Genomic DNA, 9,344 nt, shown 5'->3' with positions numbered 1-9,344 from the left:
CGGGCGGGCGCCGGCGGCCTGCACGAGCAGTTGCTCGCGGCGCTGCCGTTCCGCCTGACCGGGGCCCAGCACCGCGTGACCGAGGAGATCGCGCGCGACCTGGCCCGCCCGCACCCCACGCACCGGCTGCTGCAGGGCGACGTGGGTTCCGGCAAGACGGTGGTCGCGGCGCTGGCGGCCACCGTGGCGATCGACGCCGGCTGGCAGTGCGCACTGATGGCGCCGACCGAGATCCTGGCCGAGCAGCACTTCCGCAAGCTGGTCGGCTGGCTCGAGCCGCTAGGCGTGCCGATCGCCTGGCTCACCGGCAGCCAGAAGGGCAAGGCGCGCACGCGCATGCTGGAGCGCGTGGCCAGCGGCGAGGCGCGGCTGGTGGTCGGCACGCACGCGGTGATCCAGGACCGCGTGGTGTTCGAGCGCCTCGGCCTGGCCGTCATCGACGAGCAGCACCGCTTCGGCGTCGCGCAGCGGCTGCAGCTCAAGCGCAAGCTCGAGGGCACGCCGCTGGAGCCGCACCTGCTGATGATGTCGGCCACGCCGATCCCGCGCACGCTGGCAATGACCTACTACGCCGACCTCGACGTGAGCACCCTCGACGAGCTGCCGCCCGGCCGCACGCCCATCGTCACCAAGGTCTTCGCCGACGGTCGCCGCGACAGCGTGATCGCGCGCATCCGCGACGAGGTGGCGAAGGGCCGTCAGGTCTACTGGGTGTGCCCGCTGATCGAGGAGAGCGAGACGCTGGACCTGCAGAACACCACCGAGACCCACGCGCGGCTCGGCGAGGCGCTGCCCGGCGTGCAGGTCGGCCTGCTGCACGGCCGCATGCCGGCGGCCGAGAAGGCCGCGGTGATGGCGCGCTTCACCGGCGGCGAACTGGCGGTGCTGGTGTCGACCACGGTGATCGAGGTCGGCGTCGACGTGCCCAACGCGAGCCTGATGGTGATCGAGCACGCCGAGCGCTTCGGGCTGTCGCAGCTGCACCAGCTGCGCGGTCGCGTCGGCCGCGGCAGCGTGGCCAGCGTGTGCGTGCTGCTGTACACGCCGCCGCTGTCGGACACCGGCAAGGCGCGCCTGCGAGCGATGGCCGAGACGAACGACGGCTTCGAGATCGCGCGCCGCGACCTCGACATCCGCGGTCCCGGTGAATTCATGGGCGCCCGCCAGAGCGGAGCGGCGCTGCTGCGCTTCGCCGACCTGGCCGAGGACAGCGCGCTGCTGGCCCAGGCGCGACAGCTGGCGCCGCAGCTGCTGGAACACCACCCGCGAGCGGCCGACGCCCACGTGAACCGCTGGCTCGGCAGCAAGGCCGAGTACCTGAAGGCCTGACGGTCAGGGCCCCGTGTTCACGTGCGCCAGCAACTGGCGCACCAGCAGCGCCACGTCGCCGGTCTTCTGCAGCAGCGCCTCGGCCCCGGCCTCGCGCAGCGGGGCCACCCGTTCAGGGTCGACATCGGCCGACATCACGACGATCGCCGGCAGCCCTGCGCCCGCGCGGCGCGCACGGCGGCGATCACGCCGTGCGCGTCGCCGTCGCCGAGGTTCAGGTCGGTCAGCACCACCTCGAAGGGCGGGCCCGGCGCCGCCAGCGCGGCCTGCGCTTCCGCCAGAGAACCGGCGACCCGCACCGCGTAGCCCTGGGCCGCGAGCGCACGCTCCAGCAGCATCGCGTAGACATCGGCATCCTCGACCAGCAGCAGCCGGCGCGGCGCGTCCTCGGCCAGGGGCGCGGGGCCGGTGGCCTCGGTCTCGACGTCGGCCGTCCAGCGCAGCAGCGCGGTGGTGCCGTGCCCGGGGCTGCTCTCGATGTGCAGCGCACCGCCCATCAGCGCGGCGAGGTCGCGGCACAGCGACAACCCGAGCCCGGTGCCGCTGCGCGCCGCCGTCTGGCCGCCGGCGGTGTAGTAGCGCTCGAACAGCCGCGCCTGGTCGGCCTCGGCGATGCCCGGGCCCTGGTCGCGCACGCGCACTTCGATCACGCAGCGCGACGCTTCTTCGCCCGCCTGCGGCGTGCAGCGGGCTTCGATCAGGATCTCGCCGCGCTCGCTGTACTTGATCGCGTTGGCCACCAGGTTGCGCACGATCTGCTCGACGCGCAGCGCGTCGACGCGCAGCAACGGGTCGGGCATCGGCGCGGTGCAGGTCAGCGTGAGTTGTCTCGCCCGTGCGGCCGGCAGCATCTCCGCGCGCACGCCGCGCAGCAGCGGCCCGAGCTGCACGGGCTCCAGGTGCAGGCTCAGCCGGCCGGCGTCGAGCCGGTTGCGGTCGAGCAGGTTGTTCAGCAGGTTCAGCGTCGAGCGCGCCGAGTCACCCAGCGAACCGGCCACCGACGCCGAGACCTCGCGCCCGCTGCGCAGCAGCTCGGCCCCGGCGATCACCGAATGCAGCGAGTTGCGCACCTCGTGGGCCAGGAAGGTCACGAAACGCTCGCTCGCGCCGCGGGCCCGCTCGGCCTGGCGCTGTGCGCCAAGCGTGCGCTGCATCTCGCGCCGCAGTCCGCGGTGGTGCCACCACCACGCCGCGAGCAGCAGGGCGAGCGCCGTCGCGACCCAGGGCAGGTAGCGCAGCAGCAGCTCGCGCACGACGCGCGCCGCGTCGGACGCGTCAGCCAGCGGCGCTTGAGCTCGAGCAGGTCGTCGGCCACGGTCGCATCCAGCGCCCGCTGCAGCAGCGGCAGCAGCGCCGCGTGACGAGACGACACCGCGATGCCGTGCTCCTGGCGCAAGCCGGCCGCCGTGCCGGTGATCTGCACGTCGCTGCGCGGCGATTCGGCCAGCAGCACCGCCGCGGTGATGACGTCGGCCAGTGCCGCGTCGGCGCCGCCGCTCGCGACGCGCTCGACGCAGCTCGGCAGCGGATCGCAAGCCACCAGCTCGATGCCGGGGTAGCGCGCGGCGATCAACGGTCGCGCGAAATGTGCGGGTGGCAGCGCAAGGCGCCGGCCGACGAGCTGCTCCAGACCCCAGGCGCTGCCGCCGGGGCGGCCCAGCAGCACCATCGGGTGCTCGATGTAGGGACCGATGAAGCGCACCGTGTCGGCCGGCGTGGCCACCGCCGACAGGCCGAGCGCGAGGTCGACCTCTCCGCGCTGCAGCGCCGCCAGCGCCTCGGTGGCGCCGCTCGCGCGCCAGGTGCCGGACACGAGCCCGAGGCGTCCGAGCACCGCGCGCAGCACGTCGACCGACAGGCCCTGCGGCCGGCCATCGGCGTCGAGCACCGCGAACGGCAGCCGCCCGTCCACCACGGCGACATTCAGCGGCCGCTGCGCGGCGAGCAGCGCGCGCTCGGGGTCGTCCAGGCGCAGCGGCTCGGCGCGTCGCGCGAAATGCGGTTCCGCACGCCATCGGCCGATGATGAACTCGCGCGTCTCGGCACCCATGCCCGCCAACGCCGCCGAGAGCGAGTCGAGCCGGGCGGCGCCGGCCTTCGGTGCCGCGAAATGCAGCGCGCCGCTCGGCAACGCCAGCGTGCGCACCAACCGCAAGCCGGCGAGGCGCGCGCGCTCGATGGTGCCGACGAGTACCGGCTGCGCCTCGATCATCACGTCGGCACGGCCCTGCTGCACGGCCCGCAGGCCGTCGGCGATGCTGGCCACCGGCACCCGCTGCGCCAGCGGGAACAGCTCGCGCGCATTGGCCTCGGCGGCGTAGCCGGCCACGGTGGCCAGACGCCGGCCGTTCAGGTCGGCCGCGAGCGAGCCCGACGGATCGCTCGCGCGGGTGACGACCGCCTGCTCGATCAGCGCATACGGCACCGAGAACGCCAGCGTCGGCTCGCGCTCGGCGTTGCGGGCCATCGACGAGGCGAGGTCGAGCCGCCCGGCGCGCAGGTCGCGCTCGAGCGCCACGAAGTCGGTGTAGCGCACCGGCTCCACCTGCACCCCGAGCGCGGGCGCCAGCCGGCGCAGCATTTCCAGATCGGCGCCCCCGGCCTCGCTGCCCTCGGGCCAGATCTGGAACGGCGGGAAATCCGCCAGCATCCCGTAGCGCAGCGGCGATGGCGACGCGGCGCTGCAGGCGAGCGCACACAGGCCGAGCACGGACCCGGCCAGCCATCGCAGCGCCCGCGGCAAGCCGCTACGCATCTTCGTCCCGCAGCGTCAAAGGCCACCCTCCCTGGGTCGCTCCCCGATCGACGTTAGCACGGCCTGCGCGGCAGCGCGCGCGCCGTCGGGGCCGAAAAGCCCGCAGAATCCGCTCCAAGGCTGGGGACCCGGAAATGACACTGACCGAACTGCGCTACATCGTGGCCGTCGCCCGCGAGCGCCATTTCGGCCGCGCGGCGGAGGCCTGCTTCGTCTCGCAGCCGACGCTCAGCGTCGCGATCAAGAAGCTCGAGGACGAGCTCGACGTCAAGATCTTCGAGCGCGGCAGCAACGAGATCTCCACCACGCCGCTGGGCGAGGAGATCGTGCGCCAGGCGCAGTCGGTCATCGAGCAGGCACAGGCCATCAAGGAGATCGCCAAGCGTGGCCAGGATCCGCTGGCCGGCGCGCTGCGGCTGGGCATCATCTACACGATCGGTCCCTACCTGCTGCCTGATCTGGTGAGGCACGCGATCGACATGTTCCCGCAGATGCCGCTGATGCTGCAGGAGAACTTCACCGTCAAGCTGCTCGACATGCTGCGCACCGGCGAACTCGACGCGGCCATCATGGCCGAGCCCTTCCCCGACACCGGCCTCGCCATCGCGCCGCTCTACGACGAACCCTTCGTCGTCGCCTGCCCGGCCACCCATCCGCTGGCCAAGCGCGAGAGCGTCTCGTCGGAGGAGCTGAAGAAGGAGACGATGCTGCTGCTCGGCACCGGCCACTGCTTCCGCGACCACGTGCTCGAGGTGTGCCCGGAGTTCGCGCGCTTCTCGAGCGACGCCGAGGGCATCCGCAAGAGCTTCGAGGGCTCGTCGCTCGAGACCATCAAGCACATGGTCGCCTCCGGGATGGGCGTGACCGTGGTACCGCAGCTCAGCGTGCCGAAGGAGCCGCAGCCGCACCTGCGCTATGTGCCCTTCAGCGCGCCGCTGCCGACGCGCCGCGTGGTGCTCGCGTGGCGGCGCACCTTCACGCGCTACGAGGCCATCGCCGCGCTGCGCAACGCCATCTACGCCTGCGAGCTGTCGGGCGTCACCCGCCTGACCCCCTGAGCGCCCGCGGCTATCGCCGCCATTGCCGCACCGTCATTGATCGGGCGGGATGCGCCTCCTAAACTGGCCGCGAAACATCGTGGACAACCCCTGGAGACTTGCATGGCGACCGAATCGAAGTGCCCGTTCAACCACGCCGCCGGCGGCGGCACGACCAACCAGGACTGGTGGCCCTCCCAGTTGCGGCTGGAGCTGCTGAACCAGCACTCGAGCAAGTCCGACCCGCTGGGTGCCGGCTTCGATTACGCCGAGGAGTTCAAGAAGCTCGACTACTTCGCGCTCAAGAAGGACCTGCTGGCGCTGATGACCGATTCGCAGGACTGGTGGCCGGCCGACTTCGGCCACTACGGCCCGCAGTTCGTGCGCATGGCCTGGCACGCCGCCGGCACCTACCGCACGGCCGACGGCCGCGGCGGCGGCGGCCGCGGGCAGCAGCGCTTCGCGCCGCTCAACAGCTGGCCCGACAACGTGAACATCGACAAGTCGCGCCGCCTGCTGTGGCCGATCAAGCAGAAGTACGGCCAGCGCATCAGCTGGGCCGACCTGCTGATCCTGACCGGCAACGTGGCGCTGGAGTCGATGGGCTTCCGCACGTTCGGCTTCGCCGGCGGCCGAGAGGACGTATGGGAACCCGACAACGACGTGAACTGGGGCAACGAGACCACCTGGCTGGCCACCGACAAGCGCTTCACCGGCGACCGTGATCTCGACCAGCCACTGGCCGCCACCCACATGGGCCTGATCTACGTGAACCCCGAGGGTCCCAACGCCAGCGGCGATCCGCTTGCCGCCGCCAAGGACATCCGCGCGACCTTCGGCCGCATGGCGATGGACGACGAGGAGATCGTGGCGCTGATCGCCGGCGGCCACACCTTCGGCAAGGCGCACGGCGCCGCGCCCGAATCGCACAAGGGTCCCGAGCCCGAAGGCGCGCCGCTCGAGGCGCAGGGCCTGGGCTGGACCAGCAGCTTCGGCAGCGGCCACGGCAAGGACACCGTCTCCAGCGGCCTGGAGGTCACCTGGACCACCACGCCGGCGCGCTGGAGCAACGACTTCTTCGAGCACCTGTTCAAGTTCGAATGGGAGCTGACGCAATCGCCCGCCGGCGCGAAGCAGTGGACGGCCAAGGATGCGCCGGAGATCATTCCCGACGCGCACGTCCCCGGCAAGAAGCTCAAGCCGACGATGCTCACCACCGACCTGACGCTGCGCGTCGACCCCGAGTTCGAGAAGATCTCGCGCCGTTTCCTCGACAACCCGCAGGCTTCGCCGACGCCTTCGCGCGCGCGTGGTTCAAGCTCACCCACCGCGACATGGGCCCGAAGGTGCGTTACCTCGGCCCCGAGGTGCCGAAGGAAGAGCTGCTCTGGCAGGACCCGCTGCCCCCGGCCACGCTGCCGGCGCCGAATGCCGCCGACATCGCCGAGCTGAAGGCGAAGATCGCCGCATCGGGCCTGACGGTCGCACAGCTCGTGGCCACCGCCTGGGCCTCGGCCTCCACCTTCCGCGGCGGCGACAAACGCGGCGGGGCCAACGGCGCGCGCCTTCGCCTGGCACCGCAGAAGGACTGGGAAGCCAACACCCCGGGCGAGCTGGCCAAGGTGCTGGCGACACTGGAGACCCTCCAACAGGGCTCTGGCAAGTTCTCGCTGGCCGACGTGATCGTGCTGGCCGGCGGCGTGGGCGTGGAGCAGGCCGCCAAGGCGGCGGGTGTCGGCATCGAGGTGCCGTTCGCCCCGGCCGCGTCGACGCCACGCAGGAGCAGACCGATGTGGAGTCCTTCGCCTTCCTGGAACCGGTGGCCGACGGCTTCCGCAACTACTTCAAGGGCCCGGGCAGCGTGCCGGTGGAGCACCTGCTGGTCGACAAGGCGCAGCTGCTCACGCTCACCGCTCCCGAGATGACGGTGCTGGTCGGCGGGCTGCGCGTGCTGGGCGCCAACGCCGGCGGCAGCCGGCATGGCGTGTTCACCGACCGGCCGGGCGTGCTGACCCCCGACTTCTTCGTCAACCTGCTCGACATGCGCACGACGTGGCAGCCGGCCAACGGTGTGTACGAGGGCAAGGACCGCCAGACCGGCCAGCAGAAGTGGACCGCGACGCGGGTGGACCTGGCGTTCGGTTCCAACGCCGTGCTGCGCGCGCTGGCCGAGGTGTACGCCAGCGCCGACGGTCAGACCAAGTTCGTGCACGACTTCGTGGCCGCGTGGACCAAGGTCATGAACCTGGACCGCTACGACCTGACCTGACCCGGCGGCTACAGTTCCAGCCATTCCCATTGACCCAGGAGCACGCACGATGGCCAAGACCCGTCCCGCCACGCCGCCGGTGAACATCGGCATCTCGGAGAAGGACCGCGCGGCGATCGCCAAGGGGCTCAACGCCCTGCTGGCGGACACCTACACGCTCTACCTCACGACCCACAACTTCCACTGGAACGTGACGGGGCCGATGTTCAACACGCTGCACACCATGTTCATGACGCAGTACACCGAGCTGTGGAACGCGGTCGACCCGGTCGCCGAGCGCATCCGTGCGCTGGGCTTCCCGGCCGCCGGCAGCTACGGCCAGTTCGGCAAGCTGAGTTCGCTGAAGGACGCGCCGGCCGAGCCGCCGAAGGCGATGGACATGGTGCGCATCCTCGTCGAGGGCCACGAGGCGGTGGCGCGCACCGCGCGCGGCATCTTCCCGCTGGCCGACAAGGCCTCCGACGAGCCCACCGCCGACCTGCTGACGCAGCGCCTCACGGTGCACGAGCAGGCGGCGTGGATGCTGCGCTCGCTGCTCGAGGAGTAAGCCGACGGCGGGCCGCTACAGCAGCCCGTCGATCGGCAGCCACGACAACAGCCACACCCACAGCCGCGTGAGCCAGCCGGCCTCGGGCTCCTCGGTCAGCTCGATCGGCTGGCCTTCGGGCGTCTGGCCGCGCCAGCGCAGCGCGTCGGGGCCGCGGTCAGGGTCGCGCGTCACCTGCCAGGCCTGGCGCGGCACCTCGGTGTCGAACGCCTGGCCGATGCGCTGCGCGAGGCCTGGGTGCTCGAGCAGCACGCCGATCTCGGTGTTGAGCCAGGCCGAGCGCGGATCGAAGTTGAAGGAGCCGATGAACACGCGCTCGCCGTCGACGGCGAAGGTCTTGGCGTGCAGGCTCGCGCGCGACGAACCCAGGCCCAGCAGCCGCCCGCGCGCGCGACCTTCGGGCGCCGGGACAGGCCGCAGTTCGTAGAGCTCCACACCGCCGTCGAGCAGCGCCGGGCGATACGGTGCATAGCCGGCGTGCACCGCCGAGACATCCGTCGCGGCCAGCGAGTTGGTCAGCACGCGCAGCCGCACGCCGCGGTCGTGCAGCGCGGTGAACGCGGCCACGCCGTCGTCGGTGGGCACGAAGTAGGGCGACACGATGTCGATGCTGCGGTCGGCATTGCCCAGCGTGCGCGCGAGCCGCGGCAGCATCAGCTCGCTTTCGCCGGCCTGCTTGAGCACCTTGTCGGGCGGGTCGACGAACAGCGTGGAGCGGCCCCAGACGAAGTCGGACGCCTGCGGCCCGCGCTCGCGCCAGCGCTCGACGCGCGGACGCTCGCGCAGGTCCTTCGCGTAGGCGCTGGCCTCGTCGAGCGCCGCCTGCTGCTCGGGCGTGAGCGGCCGGTCGTTGCCGGGCAACAGCAGCGACCGCCGCGGGTAGGCCGAGGCGCTGTTCCAGTAGGCGTCGAAGGACGCCGACACCTCACCGACGATCGGCCCGACCGCGAGCACGTCGAGGTCGGCGAACTCCATGTCGGCCGCCGCGCCGAAGTACTCGTCGCCGACATTGCGTCCGCCGAGGATGGTGACCACGCCGTCGGCATTGAACGTCTTGTTGTGCATGCGCCGGTGCAGGCGCGAGAAGTCGGTGGCCAGATCCCACGCGCGGCCCAGGCCGCGGTGCGGATAGGGGTTGAAGAAGCGCACCTCGGCGCCCGGGTGGGCATCGAGCTGCGACAGCAGCCCGTCGAGCGTGGGGCTGCCGTTGCCGTCGTCGAGCAGCAGGCGCACCCGCACGCCGCGCTCGGCCGCGGCCTGCAGGCGCGTCAGCAGCCAACGGCCGGTGCGGTCGCTGCGCCAGATGTAGGTCTGGATGTCCAGGCTGCTGCCGGCGCGGTCGACCAGCCACACGCGCGCCGCGAAGGCGTCGAGCCCGCTGTCGAGCGGCACGAAGCCGGAGCGGCC

At 71.9% G+C, this 9,344-nt stretch carries 7 protein-coding genes and 1 pseudogene; 4 read left to right on the top strand and 4 right to left on the bottom strand.

The annotated features are described in order from the left end of the window. Positions 1–1,329 (top strand): ATP-dependent DNA helicase RecG (locus x551_RS14840; RefSeq protein ID WP_036249213.1); only part of this gene is annotated, 1,329 nt, incomplete at its 5' end. A 3-nt stretch (positions 1,330–1,332) separates the two neighbouring features. Here the strand turns inward: x551_RS14840 and x551_RS27935 are convergent. Genes x551_RS27935 through x551_RS14835 form a run of 3 tightly spaced genes read right to left on the bottom strand, consistent with a single transcriptional unit; the run spans position 1,333 to position 4,084 of the window. Next, positions 1,333–1,467 carry a hypothetical protein gene (locus x551_RS27935; protein WP_256363990.1) on the bottom strand — a complete coding sequence of 45 codons (135 nt, stop codon included), beginning with the start codon at positions 1,465–1,467 and terminating at the stop codon, positions 1,333–1,335. After that, on the bottom strand, positions 1,464–2,483 hold the full coding sequence (locus x551_RS26285) for a hybrid sensor histidine kinase/response regulator (protein WP_152543533.1): 1,020 nt from the start codon (positions 2,481–2,483) through the stop codon (positions 1,464–1,466). The genes x551_RS27935 and x551_RS26285 overlap by 4 nt, the downstream gene beginning before the upstream one ends. Next, positions 2,417–4,084: a transporter substrate-binding domain-containing protein gene (locus x551_RS14835; protein ID WP_081771344.1), complete on the bottom strand. Its 1,668-nt coding sequence runs from the start codon at positions 4,082–4,084 to the stop codon at positions 2,417–2,419. Before x551_RS14835 ends, x551_RS26285 begins: the two co-directional genes overlap by 67 nt. 134 nt (positions 4,085–4,218) lie before the next feature. On the opposite strand from x551_RS14835, the gene x551_RS14830 reads away from it, so the two are divergent. The 3 genes and pseudogenes from x551_RS14830 (at position 4,219) to x551_RS14820 (ending at position 7,937) form a co-directional block, all read left to right on the top strand. Further along, entirely contained in the window at positions 4,219–5,142 is a 924-nt protein-coding gene (locus x551_RS14830; protein ID WP_036234761.1) for a hydrogen peroxide-inducible genes activator, read from the top strand. Positions 5,143–5,244: 102 nt separating this feature from the next. Then, positions 5,245–7,390, top strand: a pseudogene (gene katG / locus x551_RS14825) (catalase/peroxidase HPI). 49 nt (positions 7,391–7,439) lie between these two features. Continuing rightward, positions 7,440–7,937, top strand: coding sequence for a Dps family protein (locus tag x551_RS14820; RefSeq protein WP_036234764.1), 498 nt, complete (start codon positions 7,440–7,442; stop codon positions 7,935–7,937). Between the two features lie 15 nt (positions 7,938–7,952). Here x551_RS14820 and x551_RS14815 read toward each other — a convergent pair. After that, positions 7,953–9,344 (bottom strand): phospholipase D family protein (locus tag x551_RS14815; RefSeq protein WP_036249210.1); only part of this gene is annotated, 1,392 nt, incomplete at its 5' end.

Source organism: Methylibium sp. T29 (assembly GCF_000576205.1).
GTDB lineage: Bacteria > Pseudomonadota > Gammaproteobacteria > Burkholderiales > Burkholderiaceae_C > Methylibium > Methylibium petroleiphilum.
This window is presented reverse-complemented; position numbering and strand designations above follow the sequence as displayed.

Excerpts from the sequence above, each read along its gene's own strand:
- x551_RS26285 (WP_152543533.1), bottom strand. The coding sequence starts at position 2,483 with ATGCAGCGCACGCTTGGCGCACAGCGCCAGGCCGAGCGGGCCCGCGGC.
- x551_RS14820 (WP_036234764.1), top strand. The coding sequence starts at position 7,440 with ATGGCCAAGACCCGTCCCGCCACGCCGCCGGTGAACATCGGCATCTCG.
- x551_RS14835 (WP_081771344.1), bottom strand. The coding sequence starts at position 4,084 with ATGCGTAGCGGCTTGCCGCGGGCGCTGCGATGGCTGGCCGGGTCCGTG.
- x551_RS14830 (WP_036234761.1), top strand. The coding sequence starts at position 4,219 with ATGACACTGACCGAACTGCGCTACATCGTGGCCGTCGCCCGCGAGCGC.